The sequence below is a fragment of the Iodobacter arcticus genome (assembly GCF_042664895.1).
In the GTDB taxonomy this organism is placed as follows: Bacteria; Pseudomonadota; Gammaproteobacteria; order Burkholderiales; family Chitinibacteraceae; genus Iodobacter; species Iodobacter arcticus.
On sequence record NZ_JBHTBQ010000019.1, the window covers coordinates 172,550 to 190,710 of the forward strand.

Here is an 18,161-nt window from a genome sequence, read left to right on the forward strand (position 1 = left end):
CGGCCTTTTGCATTTGTAAGATGTTAGTTTGCGAAGAATGATTCGCACTGTTTTTATGATTTTGATTGGCTTTGAGTCAAGTTTTTGGGCTTGAATATGCCGTTTACATCTTTATAAAAATTTAGCTTGGCCAAAAATGGGCCAAGCTCGTATGTTGATTTAAGGAATTAGCAATGTCTGAGCAACAAGAATATGGCGCCGATAGCATTAAAATTCTGAAAGGTCTTGAAGCCGTTCGGAAACGTCCGGGCATGTATATCGGTGATACACAGGACGGCAGCGGCCTGCATCATATGGTGTTCGAAGTGCTGGATAACGCTATTGATGAGTCATTAGCCGGGCATTGCGATACGATTAAAGTGATCATTCACGCCGATAATTCGATCAGCGTAGAAGATAACGGCCGTGGTATCCCTACTGATATCAAAGAAGACGACGAATTTAAGCGCTCTGCCGCCGAAATCGTCATGACCGAGCTGCACGCCGGCGGTAAGTTTGACCAGAACAGCTACAAGGTTTCTGGCGGCTTGCATGGTGTGGGTGTATCGGTGGTGAATGCCTTATCTGATTGGCTAAAGCTAACGATTCGCCGTAATGGCAAAGCGCACAGCATGGAGTTCCGTCAGGGCGAAGCGGTTTCTCCGTTGGCCGTGATTGGCGACACCGAGCGCCGTGGTACCGAAGTGCACTTTATGGCTTCGATCGAGACTTTTGGCTTGATTGAATACCATTTTGAAATTCTGGCTAAGCGCATTCGCGAGCTGTCTTTCTTAAATAACGGCGTAAAAATCCAGCTGATCGACCGCAGCCACGGCAAGGAAGAAAACTTTGCTTATGAAGGTGGCGTAAGCGGCTTTGTGCAATATATGAACCGTAATAAATCAGTATTGCATCAGCATATCTTCCATGCTGTTGGCGAAAAAGACGGCATGATTGTAGAAGTAGCGATGCAATGGAATGATTCTTACCAGGAATCGGTTCAATGCTTCACCAATAATATTCCCCAGCGCGACGGCGGCAGCCATATGACTGCGCTGCGCCAAGTGATGACCCGTACGCTTAATCAATATATTGAGCAAAACGATCACGCTAAAAAAGCCAAGGTAGAAACCTCTGGCGACGATATGCGCGAAGGCCTGACCTGCGTGTTATCAGTGAAAATGCCTGATCCAAAATTCAGCAGCCAAACCAAAGACAAGCTGGTTTCTAGCGAAATTGGCCCGGTAGTCAGCGAAGTCATCAGCCAAGCCCTAGCCGATTTCCTCTTAGAAAACCCAAATGACGCCAAAATCATTTGCGGCAAGATTGTAGATGCAGCCCGTGCCCGCGATGCAGCCCGCCGCGCCCGCGAGCTAACCCGTCGTAAAGGCGTGTTAGATGGCCTTGGCCTGCCGGGTAAGCTGGCCGATTGCCAAGAAAAAGACCCTGCAAAATCTGAAATTTACCTCGTCGAGGGTGATTCTGCGGGTGGATCGGCCAAGCAAGGCCGCGATCGTAAGTTTCAAGCGATTCTGCCTTTGAAAGGTAAAATCCTGAACGTAGAACGCGCACGTTTCGATAAAATGATCTCTAGCCAGGAAGTGGGCACACTGATTACCGCGCTCGGTTGCGGTATTGGTAAAGACGATTTTAATATCGACAAACTGCGCTACCACCGCATCATTATCATGACCGATGCGGACGTGGACGGCTCGCACATCCGTACCCTGCTACTGACATTCTTTTACCGCCAATTGCCAGAACTGGTTGAGCGCGGCTATATCTATATCGCCCAGCCGCCACTATTCAAAATCAAGCACGGCAAGAGCGAGACTTACCTCAAAGACGAAGCAGAGCTGAAGCAATACCTGCTGCGCCAAGCCTTAAACGGCGCATCGCTCTTACCAAGCGCAGACGCGGAAGCCATTGCTGGCGACGCACTGGAAAAACTGGCCCGCCAATACTTCGCCTCTGAAGCCGTGATCGACAGGCATAGCCGCTTTATCGATGCCGCCGTACTACAAGCCATGATTGGCTTGCCAGCATTGGCCTTGAGCACAGAAGCAGAAGCACAGCAAAGCGTTGATCTGCTAACCGCCGCCTTAGAAAAAGTCGCCTCGCCAAACAGCCCGCGTTACAGCTTTAGCTTTACTCGCTCTGAAGAAAGCTATGTGATTAAGGTATCCCGTCGTCAGCACGGCGTATCCACCATCCAGCATCTGGACGAAGCCTTTCTGCTATCCGGCGACTACGCGCAAATGCGCAAAACCGCCGATATGCTAAATGGCCTGCTGGGTGATGGCGCTAAAGTAAAACGTGGCGAGCAAATCCAGTCTGTGACCAACTTTAAAGACGCTATCGAATGGCTGCTCGGCTTAATCCGCCGCAATATCGCCATCCAGCGCTATAAAGGTCTGGGCGAAATGAACCCGGAACAGCTATGGGAAACCACCATGGACGTGACTGTGCGCCGCCTGCTGAAAGTAAACGTAGAAGACGCTCTTGGTGCGGATGCCGTATTCACCACCCTGATGGGCGACCAGGTAGAACCGCGACGTCAATTTATCGAACAAAACGCACTGATTGCGCGGAATGTGGATATTTGATGGTTGCAAGATCCCATTAATTTCTAGATTTTTGGGGCATTAGTTTGAGGATTAAAAAGCCCCGCAAGGGGCTTTTTTGTTGGGTTTTTCGGATCAGCGACTATATGCAGCTTACTGGAAAGAATTATTTTCTGAGGGACGTTTCATATGCTGCTGAGTATTTCCAAAAACTACGATAAGCAAGATTGATCAGCTACGCACCCAGATTGATGCGATTGTTGCGAAGATTGAGGGGGCTGAAAAGAGAGTACGCAAGCATGAGTAAAGAGCTTCAGTTCTTGATATATCGCACCCCGCAAGAGGATATTAATATCAATGTGGTGATGCGAGATGAAACCATCTGGCTGACGCAAAAAGCAATGGCTGCACTTTTTGACGTGCAAACGCCCGCTATTAGTAAGCATCTAAAAAATATATTTGCAGAAGCTGAGCTTGATGAAGCAGTGGTTATTTCCAAAATGGAAACAACCACTGAGCACGGTGCCATCCAAGGGAAAACCCAAACCAACAAGACAAAATTCTACAATCTTGATGCCGTTATCTCGGTTGGTTATCGCGTGAATTCTGCTAAAGCGACTCAGTTTAGAATCTGGGCGACCAAGACGCTCAAGGAGTTCATCCAAAAAGGTTTTGTGATGGATGACGAACGCCTAAAGCAGGGTGGGCAGGTTTTTGGCAAAGATTATTTTCGTGAACTCCTTGAGCGCGTACGTTCAATCCGTGCCAGTGAGCGACGTATTTGGCAGCAAATTACTGATATTTTTGCCGAATGCAGTGTTGATTACGCGGCAAGTGCTCAGATCACCAAAGACTTTTATGCGGTGGTTCAAAATAAATTTCATTTTGCAATTGCAGGGCAAACCGCTGCTGAGATTATTTATACCAAGGCGGATAGAAATGCAGACCATATGGGGCTGACCACATGGAAAAACGCCCCCAATGGACGCATCCTTAAATCAGATGTAACCACCGCTAAAAACTACCTGACCGACAAAGAGATTAAACGCTTGGAGCGTGCCGTAACGGGCTACTTTGACTACATCGAAGACCTAATCGAGCGCGAAAACACGTTTACGATGGAAGACTTTGTGAGCAGTGTGAATGAATTTTTAGTGTTCAGAAAATACGACATCTTGAGCGACAAAGGTAAAATTTCTAAACAGCAGGCCGATAATAAAGCGGCTGGTGAATACAATGAATTTAATAAAAGCCAAAAAATTGTTTCTGATTTTGATAGAGCAATAAAAGCCATAGAGAAAAAAGGCGGCAAAGCGTAATTAGGTTGATGGCGACTTTGCTTAAGTGGGTCGTAAAGTATCTGGTCCATTTTTTTGAGACAGAACCTTTTTGGCTTATTTGGTGGCGTGCCAAGGTAATTGGCACTGGCATTTAGCTTTGCCGAAAAAGTAATAGACAGCGATGAGCCATGCTTAACCCAATGTGCTTCCACTGAATCAGTAATGTAATCGAGCAGGCATTGGTGGGTATGTTCGTGTTATCCAGCGATTACGCGCAAATGCGTAAAACCGCCGATATGCTGAGCGGCTTGTTGGGTGACGGCGCTAAAGTAAAACGTGGCGAGCAAGTTCAATCGGTGAACAATTTTAAAGACGCCATCGAATGGCTACTCGGCCTAATCCGCCGCAACGTAGCCATCCAGCGCTGGTCTGGGCGAAATGAACCCAGAACAGCTTTGGGAAACCACCATGGATGTCACCGTCCGCCGCCTGCTGAAAGGCAACGTAAAAGACGCCCTTGGCGCGGACGCCGTGTTCCCCACCCTAATGGGCGACCAAGTAGAACCGCGACATCAACTTATCGAACAGAACGCGCTGATTGCGCGGAATGTGGATAATTGATGAGTTGTAGGGACCGGCTCGTTGCTAACTAGTCCCTACAGTCAGAAGTTCAAAAGAGCTTCATTTGGCAGTTTATTACGATGAGTGTCAATTTAAAGTGTGGTTGTTGATGGTTAATTAAAGGGGTACATCATTATAATGGGTGGTCAAATTACGGCCTTTTTATTGCTAACTTAGACCTTCGTCAAATGGTTGAAATTGTGTAGTTAAAGTTTCGGTTGCACACCCAACTTCAATATTATTTGCAATAAATAGTTGCTGGATTAGTTTTTCTAATTTGTCTTCTTGGTGGGAGCTTTCGATCGTTACCCCAAGACAAATTAAGCTTGGACTGGCAGGGCTTTTTCCAAATAAATCAAATGGTCCGCAATGAAAATCACGTAATGTTTCATCTTCGCTCGGGTGTAGTATCGTTAGTGATTTAACAATAGCAGCACCATTTTTTGAGCGGTGAATCCCATGTACGTATTTCATTGTTAGTTGAGGTAAATATGTGATGAATGATGTCTTGGCCGTTGAGTATTTTGCATCGAGAATTAACATAATATTCTCACTTTCTTGAGAGAATACTTCGATTACGATATCTGGCGATCGATTTGCATAGGCACCAACTTTCCCTCTTGTCTTTATATTTTTATTTGCCTCAATTGTCCATCCTTCCGAGTTTACAAAAGACTCATTTATAGACTTAAGATGGCCACTCATCCAATATACAGGTTCTCTCCGAAGCCAGATTTCCAATCCATGTTTATTAATAAATTGGGTGGGAATAATATCAGAGTCATTGGGTGAAAATAAATTATTTAGTATTTTTGCCGTTCTAAAATAGCAGTATGCTTCAAATAATTTTGGGATGCTTTGTATGGCAAACAAATTATCATAGGCTGACCAGTCAGGCTTCCCTTTTTCATGCCACTTCAGTATTTCAATAAATAGAAGTCTATAGTCGTGGTTTACTTGTACTTTTGGGGTAATTATTGGGGAGTCAGAAATGTGTAGCCTGACTGTTAGTTTTGAGTCTAACTGTAGTTTTATTCTCTTTAATGAGTCTATTAGTTTCTCACATCGGGACTTTTGGTTTCCAATTAATAGTTTTTTGAATTTCGAAATTTTTTCGAAAAAGCTAATGTAGCCTAGTGGCATATTGCTTTGGCTGGCTCGGCTATTTTTTTTATCGAATGAATACTGTGAAAATAAGTTCTGAGCCTCTATTAATAATGATGTGACAAATCCGTGAATGACCTGATTTTCATATAAGTCAGTATTTTCTTTTAAAATTGCTAATTGAACTGCACTTGCCCTATAAAAATTAGAGTTAAATTTGAAGTGTGCATCATATAAATTATCTGTTTCTGATAAGAGTGATGCATTTTCTAGTAGCCATCCTATTGAGCTGTCATCCAAGTCCTCCCTACCCGTTGTTGGAATAATTCGTTGTTCTGGAATTAGTCGTGTTATCGGGCGATAAAGGATTGATGGTAATGTATGCTGTAAAACATCTCTTACATGCTCTAGTTTCTCAAGAGTGAAGTCTGGAGATCGAGTGCCGTCTTCAAATCCTAAACTGTGTCGAGTTGTTCTAAATACGGAATGTAGGGCTTCTCCAGGGACTTTTGCTAAGAAATCAAACATTTTACCAACACGAGTTGCATTTGTTTTAGATGCTAAAATCTCAATTGGTTCAAAGTATTCAATAACTGGTGCTAAATTATCTGTAACGAGTGAAATATTTAATTCTGCAATTCCAAAAAAATTAATAAACAGGCACGCTTCTCGTGCATTGTAGGTGGAGCTCGACGGTTGCCAAATAAATTGGACATTATCATTCACAACATTTGTGTTTCTTTGAGAAAATTCAATTTTATGCTCGTAAAGTTCAATAGTGGCAGAAGTAAATTTTGGGGGTGCCGTTAATTGGAACTCAATAACTTCATCTTCCTTTAGCCATTGTATGGTTGGTCCTTGATTTGGGAGTGTTAAAAGCGAAAGAGTTAACCCCTTTCGCTCTCCATTTTTTATTAATAATATTAGTTCCATTACGGTAGCCTAGAAAAATGAGTAAGTTCCAGTAAAATCATTGCCACCAGAAAGTATTCTTTCTAAATGCAGATTGGCTCTAGGGTGTGATTTCCCAATAAAGGTAGATAATTCTTGAATCCTATTTCTGAATTTTGTTCCATGCCCTTCAATGTGGGGCAGGATATGTTGAGAAATTGCAAAATCCATTGCACTATCTTGGCCTATGTACTCTCCCGCAACGGAACAATAATTTGTAATTGCTATTCTTTTACGGTGGCTAATGTTTACTGTTTGCCCAAGATTTGAATCCCTATTTTGTAAAATGTTGATTGCTTGATCTAATACTGCTTCATTTGCTCTTGTAAGTTCGCAAGATTCATCAGGTTTGAAAAAATTGAATAAGCAATTTGAGCTAATTGCGCCATCCATTTTAGATAGTGATGAATTTAAATTGTTTATTGGTGTTGAATTCGCTTGATGCAGACTAATAACAGGGACTCTATCAATTAAGCGTGGAGATAAACGCTCTGTTGTTGAGTCATTATTAATTGTTGCAATGAATCGAACCTGATTACCAATCTGCAAATATCTATTAGCCTCATTTGGATTGCCTGTGTCAATAGGCCGATTTCTTCCTTCTGGGTCACACATGCCAAGAAAATCAGACCAATAATGTTCTATGCTGGATAGGTTTGCTTCATCAAGAAGTACAAGTTGGGGGGCTGTTTTTTGGTTAGGTGTGGCTTTGTTTATCCGAGTAAGGAAATCATATAGTCCTGTTCTGGATTCTTGGTAAACGCCTTTTAATGAGTTGTAAAAACCAAGAATATCCCGGCCAGAAACCCAGCCTCGTCCGACGGGAACATATAAGAAATTTTGATCTCCTTTAATGTCGCCTAAATGTAATGCATTGGCTAAACGCGTCACAGTTGATGTCTTTCCTATTCCAGGCGGTCCGGATAATACGGTCATGTAAGATTGGCTAATTGAGACAATTAAATTTGTCATTTCATCTTTTGAAAAAGGTCGGCCACTATCATCTTCAAACGAATTACATAGGAGTTCAATTAGCTCTGCACCATTTTCTGGTTCAGTCTTAGTAAATTCAACTGGTCTATATTTACTAGGACTAACAGCAACTTCTGCTGATCCACCATTTAGTACTCGACTAATAACCTCCATCTCCCCCATTCGGGATGCAAGAGATTCTGGGTCTTTTAGTGCATCTTCAAATCCTTTAACAGCGGACTTTAAATGTTCCTTATGTTTTTCATAGTAAACACATTCAGATTTCATTCTTTCTATGTCATTGGCGATATTTAATTTATGTGTTTTTTTAGATATTTCATCGACTAGTTTTTTTAGCTCTTCTTCTTGTGCAGTTACTTCTTGTGATAGCGCTTCTTGTTTTTCTTCTAAACTTTTTTTTGCTTGCTCTTGTGTTTCTGCTTGAATGTTAGCTATTTCCACTCTGGCGTCTTCTTTTGCCTGAATTACTTGATGGTTTATTTTTTCAAGTTCTATTGTTTTGTTTTTTACTTGGTTTTCTTGCTCAATTATATTCGCTCTTAAAATTGCTTCTTTTGTTTTTGCTTCAGCCTCAATCTTGTCAATATGTTCTTTTAGTAGTGTCGATTTGTTAACCTCAACGTAATCACGTAAAAATTTCAAGCCGATTGCTGAGCTTGATAAGTATGTCTTAATTATATCGGCACCAATATCGGACTCTTTTAAATAGCGGTCAAGCATTGCCTTTAAACGTTCCAGTCTTTCTGAACGTGCCAGTGGATAGGTTTTCTCACTTTGCGTTATTGCCAGTTGAAGTCTTTCCGCTTCTTTTTTTGCTAAACCTTTAAAATTTTTGCCAAAGCCTTGTTGATTGAAAAATTTAAGTAGTCGATCATCGGCCATGTAATCAATTTTGTCAGGGAGATGTTTACTTAGTTCCTTTATTGATGAAATATATTCATGCGGATAGCCTTGTATTTCAATTCTAAATAAATTATTTTTAATATTTTCTTCAAGAAACAGACCTAAATAGTCTTTTCCAAGAGATAGGCTAGGGTGGGTTAATGGCTCAATAATATATCTTCCATTATTTAGTTCGCTGCTTGTCAGTGGTCCATATATTTTATTTTCATCGCGCAGAAAGAAAGTTCCTCTAGGCGGCGTAACACCTTCAGGGAGCATCCCAGCTTCCTTTTCTGGTAATTTTTCTACCAAAATAGGTAACATTGTGTTTGTTTCTAAATTACAAACCGACTCTACTTTTGCCCAGTATCTTTTTGAGCCAAATTCTTCTGTTTTTTGCGTATCTAAATAATGGTTTTGCAGAAGAAATAGCTCATTTTCATCATAAGTTTTTTCAACGTCAGGGAAGTTTTTTGAGATTAAAATGTGAGCTGGATAATTTTCTGGATCAATTGGGATTATTTCGTTACTGTCTGTTTTTTTAAATAGTGGGGTAACAAGCCCTTGGTTATCATTTATGGCAATGTACTTATGTACAATTACGGGGCCACATAGAGTATCTTGCATTGAAGTTCCTTTGTTTATATATTTAATAAATATGTTTTTTTATATTTTTGAATGAATAATGAGTGTTGTTTAGTGTTTAATATTAATTAAGATGCGTAATTACTAAGTAAGCGAACAGCATTGTATCCGATTTCTCTTTACAGTTACGGGGCTTTGTCGCACAAATCTGTGCAGATAAGGTACGCCCACAAAGCTAACTCATCTGATAAGCAAATTTTTCGTTAGATTTGAAGGCATTGTCTGCCGATGTAGAGCCTCTGTCTGAGGCAACTATTAGGAAATTCCTAATGGTTCGTTTCGCTCATGGTATGCAGTTTTGACGTTTGGCGATGCTTATCCCTCCAGCCGCATTCCCTCTTCTGTATCCCTTCACAATCCTTAAACTAGATCTGTTTATTACGTAAGCATATGTGTAGAGTTCAGGGCTTATTGGAGGATGTTCATGCTGCTCACGTCTTTACGCGCGTTTAAAAATAGATTGTCTGATTTGCCACAAATGGCTTGGGGGCTGGCGGCGGCTTTGTTTGTGAATCGCCTTGGCGTGATGGTTAAGCTGTTTATGGCGCTTTATCTGCGTGAGTCGCTGGGTTTGTCGATTGATACGATAGGCTGGTTATTGGCAGGCAGTGGGGCGGGTTTATTGCTGGGGTCTTACGCGATTGGTGTGCTGAGCGATCATATGCCCACAGGTAAGCTTGCTGTGCGGATTATGCTGGCAAGTGGGGTGGCCTTAGCTAGCCTTACGCTGATTCATTCAGTTTGGCTGCTGGCGCTGGTTTTGTTTATAAGTGGCGTGCTGGATGGCGGTGCAAAGCCGCTTTACCAGCGGCTGATTATGGAAAACTGCAGCTTGGAGGAGCGGCCAAGGGCGCAGGCTTTGAATCGGGTGGCGGTGAATCTGGCGGTGTCGATTGCCGGTATTTTGGGCGGCGTGCTGGCGGGCTGGGATTACCGCCTGCTGATTTTGGTGAGCGCAGCGATGTCTCTTTTGGCTGCTGCTTGGCTAGCTTGGGCCTTGCGACGTTGGGCGGCAAAGCCTAGAGAAGTGGTGCTTGCCGCTGATGAGTCGACTCCTTCGCAGGCATCACCTTATGCAGATTGGCCCTTTATCTCGTTTTTACTTGCGGGTGTGTTGCTGGCTTTGGCCTATGACACCGTGAATGCCATGCTGGGTAATTATCTTTTAGATTTTTATCAGCTAGGGGCGGGGGCGCTGGGTTGGCAATTTACGATTAATGGCTTGTTGGTGGTGGCTTTGCAAATTCCAATTACCAGTGCAACCCAGGCTTGGGGCGAGCGGGGGCAGCTGGCTGTGGGGGCGGTGTTGCTGGCGGCGGGCTTATTAATGTTGCCATTTGGCTCGGGCTTTGCTTACGTTTGCATTTCTACCGTGATTTGGACCCTTGGCGAAATTTTATTTATGCCCACCATGAGTGTATTGGTGATGCAGCGGGCGGAAGGGCGGCAAAGCGGCCATTATTTTGGCCTGTATGCGGTGTGCTGGAGTAGCAGTATGCTGATTTCCCCTGTGTTTGGCAGTCAGCTGTATACGCATTTTGGCGGCCATAGCGTGTGGTTCGGCTGCGCAGCCATCGCCCTGCTGGCGTTGCCTTTGATGGATAGGGCGGCAACAAAGATGGCGGGGGGATTGGGCTTGGTGGAGTGTAATGTGGGGTGAGTCTGAGTTATTTCATTTTAAAAAATCCAATCACGTCTTCCAGCTTTTGCGCATGCATGGATAATTCATCCGATGTATTGGATAAATCTTCTGCTGCTATTGCTGTGGCTTGGGTGACGTTATTTAATTTTGTGGCGGATAAGTTTATTTGCTCAATGCCAATTAATTGCTCGCGCGATGCGGCGGAGATTTCTTGGACTAGGTCGGCGGTTTTTCTGATTGATGGCACAATTTCATTGAGTAGGCTGCCTGCATGTTCGGCTTGCTCTACGCTATTGCTGGCTAAAATGCTGATTTCTTGCGCGGCGGTTTGGCTGCGCTCGGCGAGCTTTCTGACTTCGGCGGCGACGACGGCAAAGCCTTTGCCCTGTTCGCCTGCGCGGGCGGCTTCGATTGCAGCATTCAGCGCTAATAGATTAGTTTGATAGGCAATATCATCAATAATGCTGATTTTTTTGGCAATCTCGCGCATCGCCAATACGGTTTTTTTAACTGCTTCGCCGCCTGCAATGGCATTCATGGATGAATGCACGGAGATATCTTCGGTAATGCGGGTACTTTCATTATTTTGCGCCACGGTGGCGGTAAGCTGCTCTAAATAGGCGCTGGTTTCTTCAATGCTGGTGGCTTGCTCCATGGCGTTATAAGTTAGATCTTTGGCTGATGCATTAATTAAATGTGATGTTTTTGCCAGCAAATGCGATGTTTCTGATATCTCGGCTAATACTTCGTGTAGTTTTTCTATCATATTGTGCAGGGCATAGAGCAGGCTGTTTTTATGATTGGCAGCAAACTCCCCGCGCAAATTGCCTGCTACTACTTCTAATATCAAGCGCCGTGCTTCGCCGGGGCCACAGCCAATTCTATGAATAATCCCCATATAGGTTTGAGAAATAAGTAACACGCAAATGCAGCTAAGAATAAGGGTAGATACAGAAATAATAAGGAATAGATCTTGTTGCTGCTGATGGTTGTTTTTTACCTTTTCAGCGTGCCTTTTTTCTAGCGAGGCAGATAGATTGTTAATCAGGGCAGGTGTTTTCTGATTGCTGCTGCTATTGGCTTGATTGGGCTCTTTTATAATATCCTGAAATATGGATTGCTCTGATTGATTAAACCCTGCTGCTTGAATAAAGCTTTGTGCATTCAATTCAGTATTGTCATGGCGTATTTCTTTATAAATTTCTTGCGCTTGTGGCTGGTTAAAAATAGCGTTGGGCTGAGCCGGGTTTTTGTGAAGTTGGGCAATAAGCCATAGAGAGGCGTGTTGTTGCCTTTGGGCTAGATAAAGCTGATCTGCACTGTCTTTGTTGTAATAAAGAATGGAATACAAAATTGCGATAAATACGAGGAATAATAAGGCTCTGGTAATAAAAATTTTCTTCATTGTGGGTATTGCCATTTTTAAAACCCCTGCTTGGAGCACACTACTATCGGTTTATGATTAAAGAGTGGTGATTATGGGGCAAGGTGCCCAGATTAAAATTAGCCCTTAGACAGGCTTTAATGCAAGGCCAGATTGGTATTTGTAATCATAAGCCCCATCTAAGAAAGGTGCGGCTGACTGGCGGGCTGTTATTCATTTTTGCTTCAGGTAAACTTCGCCCTCGCTGTTTTGAGCGGGTTTTTTTACCTGGTCCATCCTTTACGCGGATGACCACCTGGAGATATAAAAATATGACGCAGATTAATTTGCAAGCCACAGCTGTGGCAGAAAGTGGTTCGCAAGCCATTGTTGTGGCGGCCCTGTATAAGTTTGTAACGCTGGCCGATTTTGAAGCGCTCAAAGAGCCGCTATTGCAATCTATGCTGGATAACGAAGTAAAAGGCACTTTGCTGCTGGCACAAGAAGGCATTAATGGCACGGTAGCAGGCTCCCGCGCTGGGATTGATGGCTTATTGGTGTGGCTAAAAAGCGATGCGCGTTTTATCGATGTGGATCACAAAGAATCGTATTGTGATGAGCAGCCGTTTTACCGCAGCAAAGTTAAATTAAAGAAAGAAATCGTCACTTTGGGCGTACCGGGAGTGGACCCGAATCTAGCCGTGGGCACTTATGTAGAGCCCGAAGATTGGAATGCGCTTATTAGCGACCCTGAAGTGCTGCTGATCGATACGCGTAATGATTATGAAGTGGCGATTGGCACGTTTGAGGGTGCAATTGATCCTAAAACGGCGAGCTTTCGTGAATTCCCAGATTATATTAAGCAGCATTTCGACCCCGCCAAACACAAGAAAGTCGCCATGTTTTGCACAGGGGGTATTCGCTGCGAAAAAGCATCCAGCTATATGCTGGGCGAGGGCTTTGAAGAAGTCTTCCACCTTAAAGGCGGCATTCTTAAATACCTAGAAACAGTAAAGCAGGAAGAAACCAAATGGAATGGCGACTGCTTTGTGTTTGATAATCGCGTTACCGTTCGCCACGATTTAAGCGAAGGCGATTTCGATCTTTGCCATGCCTGCCGCCAACCCGTATCAGTGGAAGAGCGCCAATCACCGCATTACGTCGCTGGGATTAGCTGCCCGCACTGCTGGAATTCGCTCAGCGAAAAAACCAGAAATGGCGCGCGCGAGCGGCAAAAACAGATCGAACTCGCCAAAAAACGCAATCAGCCTAGCCCGCTTGGCCGCAATATGCGGGATGCGCTGGCTAAGGATTAAGTTTTGGGGTGGGCACGCTTTTGTGCCCACGTGGCGAATCGGTATTTTATAGGGTGTACAACGACGCAGTCGTTGCGCACCGAAAGCGGTGCGCAAGAAAAACGACTTGCACACCCTATAAACCCCAGCTTTTTTGCTATGCTCTTGCCTCTCCTTGCCCAACCTACATTTACCCGCCACCACCAAGGACAAACTCATTTGAAACACACCACGCCGCCCCGTTCAACGCTGCTCGTCATGCTTGGCATTATCTTGCTGGCGCATGGCTATTTGGGAATGCGTTTGTTTCCTGCTTTGGGTTTGCAAGGAGCGGGCTTGTTGCTGGGCTGGCTGGCCTTGGCGCTGTCTAGCCTGCTGCTGCCCTTGGGGTTGGCGGCTAGATTTATCAGCCAGCCTCCTTGGGCCGATCGCCTTGCTTGGCTGGGTTTAACGGTGATGGGGCTGTTTTCTTCCTTGTTTGTGCTGTGCCTGCTGCGCGATGTGTCTTTGCTGCCTTTAGCCTATTTATTAAGCGATGCCGCGTATAGCAGCTGGCAGATTCAGAGCGCTTTGGGCGTGTTTGCGGGGGCAGGTCTATTTACTTTGGTGGGGCTGATTAATGCACGGCGCAGTGCGGCGATTGTGGATGTGGCCGTATTGGTGGCCAATTTACCCGCTGAATTAGTGGGCTTCACGATTGCGCAAATCAGCGATATTCATGTGGGGCCAACGATTAAGCGGCCTTATCTAGATGCGATTGTGGATAAAGTAAATGGCCTTGGTGCAGATTTAGTGGCGGTAACGGGGGATTTGGTCGATGGCAATGTGGCTGACTTATCCGCGCATACCGCGCCCTTAGCCCGCTTAAAATCCACCCACGGTACGTTCTTTGTAACGGGTAATCACGAGTATTATTCTGGCGCCTTATCGTGGATTGCCGAGCTGCGCCGCCTTGGTTTACAAGTGCTGCTGAACGAGCATGTTTTGCTCTCCCATGGCGGCCATCAGCTGGTGGTGGCCGGGGTGACTGATTACGGCGCTGGGCATTTTTATCCCGATCATCAAAGTGATGCACAGGCCGCTTTAGCCGGATCGCCCGATTCGCCGTTTAAATTACTCCTAGCGCATCAGCCGCGTAGTGCTTTTAAGGCGCAGGATTTGGGCCTGCATTTGCAATTGTCCGGCCACACCCACGGCGGGCAGTTTTTCCCCTGGAACTTCTTTGTGCGCTTTCAGCAGCCTTTTACGGCAGGCCTAAATCTATTGGGCAATGTGTGGGTATATACCAGCCGAGGCACTGGCTATTGGGGCCCACCTAAACGCCTCTTCGCCCCATCGGAAATTACGCGGATTACCTTAAGGCGCGGGTGAGTTTTGTTGGTGTGTAATCGTAGGGCGGGTGAAACCCGCCGTTTTTTTGTATTACATATTGGCGGATTGCACCCCAATCCTATCAACTTAAGCTTATTGCATTGGGTGAGTTGGTATTTATAGGAAGTACAACGACGCAGTCGTTGCACACCGAAAGCGGTGCGCAAGAAAAACGACTTGCACACCCTATAAAAACCAAGCTTTTCCCTATTAAGTTGATAGAATTGGGTTGCACTTGCCCTACATCCTATTAGCCAGCGATATTCTTTGAACCATAAGACTCGCGGTTGATGTCGATGATTTCGGCTCGAATGCTGATTTCTAATTGCTGAGGGTTATCTAATTCTATGGCTTGAATTAGCGCATCTGAAAGCGCTTTTTTGATTTCAGCCGAGCGACCACTGAGCAGGCGTAGCTTGATATGAATAAAGGCGCGGCCTTCATCCACATTGCCAATTAAAAAATCATCAAAGCCGATTGCGCGGCTTTGGATGTCTGATTCAATAAAATGCCCTGATTCAATCAGGGCATTATTTAATTGTTGCAGGGCAAGGTGGGGATTAAAGCCGCTTAAGTTTTTGCTGTATTCAAGATTAAGATGGGGCATGGAGAAACCTTCAGGGAGAGAGAGACCCTGAAGATTATATCTATTTAATCTTTAATCAACATGCTCAAGCTGGGCTTTTGATAAAGGCTTAGCTGCTTCATTATGCTGAAAATGGTGCACAGTGCGTTGCGGGAAGGGGATAGAAATCCCTGCCGCATCAAATGCTTTTTTGATGTTTTCGGTGGTATCAAAAAAGATAGGCCAGTAATGTTCGCTATTGGCCCAAACGCGTACTGTAAAATTAACCGAGCTTTCAGCCAAGGATGAAACCACAACCATCGGTGCTGGGTCTTGGTGGATTCGTTTATCAATATTTAATACTGATAAAATCACTTTGCGTGCATGATCGATATCATCGTTATAGCCAATACCAAATACAAAATCGACGCGGCGGGTGGGCAGGGCGGAGTAATTGGTGAGGTTGCCATTGGCTAATGGGCCATTAGGCACCACAATTAATTTATTATCGCCAGTACGTAAACGGGTAGTAAAAATCTGAATACCTTCTACCGTACCCGCCTGACCTTGTGCCTCGATATAGTCGCCCGCTTTAAATGGCTTAAACATTAAAATCAGCACGCCACCTGCAAAGTTGCCCAAGCTACCTTGTAGCGCCAAGCCAATTGCCAAACTGGCCGCACCTAAAATAGCAATAAATGAAGTGGTTTCAATACCAATCATTGAAGCAGCACTAATCAGTAGCAGCGCTTTTAATGCCACATTGGCAAGGCTGCCCAAAAAGTGGCGCAAAGTGGATTCAACATTGCTGCGGGTCAGCATTTTATCGAGCAATTGCGCGGCAATACCAATTAGCTTCCAGCCGATAAAAAGAGTAATCAGCGCAGAAAATAATTTAGGCGCATAGCTGATTGCCTGAGCTTGCAGAATTTCAATCCAATTCATTCGATCCACTTTTATTTGGGTGACAATGGTTTTGATTGTCACAGATAGGGCTGGCTATTCGAAGTGAATAAATTACGCTTTATAAGGGAAATGATGCACAGAATGGGGGGGTAATCCTATCAACTTAAGTGAAATGTTTTGCGTAGGGCGGGTGAAACCCGCGAGCGATGCTGAAAAATACGCGGGTTTCACTCGTCCTACGATGATTCAATAGTTGTCATTGTGCGAAAAGCGCAATGACATCTAGCTAAGTTGATAGGATTGGGTGTGGGGAGGGGGGCTTTGTTGGTCTTATTTGCTCTCAATTAATAGGGTGCGCAATAATTCGGTCGAAGCGCAGAGAGCGGTGCGCAAGAAAAACGACTTGCACACCCTATAAAATAGTTTTTCTCCGTGTTTCAAAAATGGGTTTTGCTATGTAATAGCAATTAGCGATCAATCCCTCCCATGCATAGGCATTTGATCGAAATATAATCATCGATGCCGTATTTGGATCCTTCCCGTCCCAGTCCTGATTGTTTTACTCCGCCAAAGGGAGCTAGCTCGCTAGAGATCGTGCCGGTGTTGATACCCACCATGCCGTATTCGAGTGCTTCGGCCACGCGCCAGATGCGGCCGATGTCGCGGCTGTAGAAATAGCTAGCGAGGCCGAATTCGGTGTCGTTGGCAAGTTGGATGAGCTCTTCTTCGCTGCTAAATCTAAATAGTGGCGCGAGCGGGCCGAAGGTTTCTTCACGGGCGACTTTCATTTTGGTGGTGACATTAAGCAAGACGGTTGGCTCAAAGAAGCTATGTCCCAGCGCATGGCGCTTGCCGCCGTGAGCCAGTGTTGCGCCTTGTTCCAGTGCGTCCTTGATATGTTCTTCGACTTTTTGCACTGCTTTGTCGTCGATGAGCGGGCCTTGGGTCACGCCTTCCCCTGTGCCAACACCCACTTTGAGCTTGGCAACTGCAAGGGTAAATTTGGCGGAAAAAGCGTCGTAAACGCTTTCTTGTACATAGATGCGATTGGCGCAGATGCAGGTTTGCCCTGCGTTGCGAAATTTGGAGACCATGGCTCCTTCAACGGCGGCGTCCAGATCGGCATCGTCAAACACCACAAACGGCGCATTGCCGCCCAGCTCCAGTGATACTTTTTTTATTGTATCGGCGCATTGCCGCATCAGCAATTTGCCGATGTCGGTGGAGCCGGTGAAGCTCAGCTTGGCCACATCGGGGCTGCGTGTTAGCTCACCACCAATTTCGCTGGCGGCACCGGTAATCACATTAAATACGCCGTTGGGAATCCCTGCCTCAGTGGCTAATGCCGCCAAAGCCAGTGCAGAAAAAGGCGTTTGGGTGGCGGGTTTAAGCACAATGGAGCAGCCTGCGGCAAGAGCCGGCCCCGCTTTGCGGGTGATCATAGCGTTGGGGAAATTCCACGGGGTAATAGCCGCGACCACGCCAATGGCTTGCTTGATCACCACTATACGTTTGTCGGCCTGCGGTGCGGCAATGACATCGCCATAAACGCGTTTCGCTTCTTCTGCAAACCACTCAATAAAGCTTGCCCCATAGATAACCTCACCGCGAGCCTCGACCAGCGGCTTGCCTTGTTCAGCGCTTAAAATTTGCGCGAGGTCTTCTTGATTATCCAGTATCAACTCAAACCAGCGGCGTAAAATAACACTGCGCTCTTGAGCTGTTTTCTTTTGCCAAGCGGGCATGGCGAGCTTGGCTGCTGCAATGGCTTTAGCCGCTTCGGCACGGCCCATTTTAGGAATATGCCCGATGATCTCCCCTGTAGCAGGGTTGGTCACCGCGATTTTTTCCGCAGCATCTTGCCATTGGCCGTTGATATAGCAGGCTTGCTTAAAGAGGGCAGGGTTTTTGAGTTGTAACATGGGGATTCCTTTTATCTATGAAGGGTGGGCATGTTTTATGCCCGCGTGTGACGTTGCATATGGCGTGTGAGCTAAACA

General features: G+C 45.2%; 11 protein-coding genes and 1 pseudogene. 6 read left to right on the forward strand and 6 right to left on the reverse strand.

Annotated features, from left to right (window positions below; translation table 11 throughout):
• The first annotated feature begins 173 nt into the window (after positions 1–173).
• The 3 genes and pseudogenes from gyrB (ACFQNF_RS12060) to gyrB (ACFQNF_RS20845) form a co-directional block, all read left to right on the forward strand.
• Positions 174–2,585, forward strand: a complete 2,412-nt coding sequence (gene gyrB / locus ACFQNF_RS12060) for a DNA topoisomerase (ATP-hydrolyzing) subunit B (RefSeq protein ID WP_380188200.1) — start codon at positions 174–176, stop codon at positions 2,583–2,585.
• 185 nt (positions 2,586–2,770) lie between these two features.
• The gene (locus ACFQNF_RS12065) at positions 2,771–3,862 is read left to right on the forward strand and encodes a virulence RhuM family protein (protein ID WP_380188201.1); all 1,092 of its coding nucleotides are present in this window, start codon (positions 2,771–2,773) and stop codon (positions 3,860–3,862) included.
• A 212-nt stretch (positions 3,863–4,074) separates the two neighbouring features.
• A pseudogene (gene gyrB / locus ACFQNF_RS20845) lies at positions 4,075–4,444 on the forward strand (DNA gyrase subunit B); the annotation flags it as partial.
• 168 nt (positions 4,445–4,612) lie between these two features.
• Here the strand turns inward: gyrB (ACFQNF_RS20845) and ACFQNF_RS12080 are convergent.
• Positions 4,613–6,481 (reverse strand): nuclease domain-containing protein, encoded by a 1,869-nt coding sequence (locus tag ACFQNF_RS12080; protein WP_380188203.1) that lies wholly within the window; start codon positions 6,479–6,481, stop codon positions 4,613–4,615.
• A 9-nt stretch (positions 6,482–6,490) separates the two neighbouring features.
• Complete coding sequence (locus ACFQNF_RS12085) at positions 6,491–9,001, reverse strand: AAA family ATPase (protein WP_380188204.1); 2,511 nt, start codon at positions 8,999–9,001, stop codon at positions 6,491–6,493.
• 442 nt (positions 9,002–9,443) lie between these two features.
• Between ACFQNF_RS12085 and ACFQNF_RS12090 the strand changes: the two genes are divergently transcribed.
• On the forward strand, positions 9,444–10,679 hold the full coding sequence (locus ACFQNF_RS12090; protein WP_380188205.1) for an MFS transporter: 1,236 nt from the start codon (positions 9,444–9,446) through the stop codon (positions 10,677–10,679).
• A 7-nt stretch (positions 10,680–10,686) separates the two neighbouring features.
• On the opposite strand, the gene ACFQNF_RS12095 is transcribed toward ACFQNF_RS12090, so the two are convergent.
• Positions 10,687–12,081 carry a methyl-accepting chemotaxis protein gene (locus ACFQNF_RS12095; RefSeq protein ID WP_380188206.1) on the reverse strand — a complete coding sequence of 465 codons (1,395 nt, stop codon included), beginning with the start codon at positions 12,079–12,081 and terminating at the stop codon, positions 10,687–10,689.
• A 275-nt stretch (positions 12,082–12,356) separates the two neighbouring features.
• Between ACFQNF_RS12095 and trhO the strand changes: the two genes are divergently transcribed.
• Positions 12,357–13,340 (forward strand): oxygen-dependent tRNA uridine(34) hydroxylase TrhO, encoded by a 984-nt coding sequence (gene trhO / locus ACFQNF_RS12100; protein WP_380188207.1) that lies wholly within the window; start codon positions 12,357–12,359, stop codon positions 13,338–13,340.
• Positions 13,341–13,478: 138 nt separating this feature from the next.
• A complete protein-coding gene (locus ACFQNF_RS12105) occupies positions 13,479–14,690 on the forward strand; it encodes a metallophosphoesterase (protein ID WP_380188208.1) in 1,212 nt (403 codons plus the stop codon).
• A 250-nt stretch (positions 14,691–14,940) separates the two neighbouring features.
• On the opposite strand, the gene ACFQNF_RS12110 is transcribed toward ACFQNF_RS12105, so the two are convergent.
• From ACFQNF_RS12110 to ACFQNF_RS12120, 3 genes are all read right to left on the reverse strand, one after another.
• Complete coding sequence (locus tag ACFQNF_RS12110; RefSeq protein ID WP_380188209.1) at positions 14,941–15,297, reverse strand: 5-carboxymethyl-2-hydroxymuconate Delta-isomerase; 357 nt, start codon at positions 15,295–15,297, stop codon at positions 14,941–14,943.
• A gap of 51 nt (positions 15,298–15,348) precedes the next feature.
• Positions 15,349–16,200, reverse strand: coding sequence for a mechanosensitive ion channel family protein (locus tag ACFQNF_RS12115; RefSeq protein WP_380188210.1), 852 nt, complete (start codon positions 16,198–16,200; stop codon positions 15,349–15,351).
• 428 nt (positions 16,201–16,628) lie between these two features.
• Positions 16,629–18,083 (reverse strand): NAD-dependent succinate-semialdehyde dehydrogenase, encoded by a 1,455-nt coding sequence (locus tag ACFQNF_RS12120; protein WP_380188211.1) that lies wholly within the window; start codon positions 18,081–18,083, stop codon positions 16,629–16,631.
• Positions 18,084–18,161 lie beyond the last annotated feature (78 nt).